Annotated in this window: 1 protein-coding gene; it reads left to right on the forward strand. The window is 70.0% G+C overall.

What is annotated here, in order from left to right; all coding sequences use genetic code 11:
- Positions 1-1,295, forward strand: a 1,295-nt coding sequence (locus BIS11_RS17815) for a 3'-5' exonuclease (protein WP_301286514.1), incomplete at both ends; no start/stop codon positions are given.

A 1,295-nucleotide genomic window follows, 5' to 3' on the forward strand; every position in this document is an offset into this window, starting at 1 on the left:
GGCGCTTGCCACCCCGGCGCTGGGCCTGACCCTTGCCGAGCTCGACCACCTGCAGCAAGACGAGCTGGCCTGGGAGGCGCGGGTGGTGCAGTTCGGCCACTACCACCGGCTATGGCAGCGCCAGGGGGTGCTGCCGCTGGTGCGCCGGCTGATGGTCGACTTCGCGATTCCCGCGCGGCTGCTGGCCGAGTTCGAAGAAGGTGAGCGTTTGCTGACCGATCTTCTCCACTTGGGCGAGCTTCTACAGCAGGCAAGCCAGGAGCTCGACGGCGAGCACGCCCTGATTCGCTTTCTGCTCGAGGCGATGGCGGACCCGGAGAGCCAGAACGACAGCCACAAGTTGCGCCTGGAGAGCGATGCGGACTTGGTCAAGGTGGTCACCATCCACAAGTCCAAGGGGCTCGAGTATCCGCTGGTGTTTCTGCCCTTTATCCACAATCACCGCCCGGTGAAGGCCACCGACGTTCCGCTGCGCTGGCACGATGACGAGGGGCGTCTGCAGCTGAGCCTGGACGCGGACGAGCAGACGCTGACCACAGCCGAGCGCGAGCGCCTGGGCGAAGACCTGCGCAAGCTCTACGTGGCGCTCACCCGCGCCCGCCACGCCACTTGGCTGGGCCTGGCCCCGCTCAAGGAGGGCGAGCAGAGCGCCGTGGGCTATCTGCTGAACGCGGGCAAGGCCATCGCCCCGGCAGCGCTTGCAAAGACGCTGGAAGGGCTTGCCCGAAACAGCGAGATCAACGTGACCTCGCCGCCAGACCCCACCGCCCAGCGCCTCGCCTCGGCCCAGGCGCCGGAGGCGCTGGGCCACGCCCGGGCCCCCGCGCGCCCGGCCAGGGAGCACTGGTGGATCGCCAGCTACTCGGCGCTGCGGCTTTCCGGCACGCTCACCGCCCCTTCGAGCGCACCGCTGGAGCCCGCCACCGCCCAGGAGGCAACCGCCTTCGAGGTGCTCGACGAGCCTCGGGACCTGGCCGAGCCTCAGGCGTTTCACCTGCACAAGTTCCCCCGCGGGCCGGGGCCAGGCACCTTTCTGCACGGGCTGCTCGAGTGGGCGGGCCGCAGCGGCTTCCAGGCCGCGCTGGATGATGACGAAGCCTTCGAGGACATGCTGTGGCGCCGGGTGCAGCTTCGCGGCTGGCAGGCCTGGCAGACGCCGCTCTCCGGCTGGCTGAAGGCGCTGATGGTCACGCCCCTGCCGCTCGGCGCGGGGCGCAGCGTGGCGCTGACCGCGCTTGCCGACTACCAGGTGGAGCTCGAGTTCTGGCTGGCCGCGAAAACGGTCGACACCCGCC

Origin of the sequence: Halomonas sp. 707D4 (assembly GCF_024158685.1) — a bacterium.
Lineage (GTDB): Bacteria > Pseudomonadota > Gammaproteobacteria > Pseudomonadales > Halomonadaceae > Vreelandella.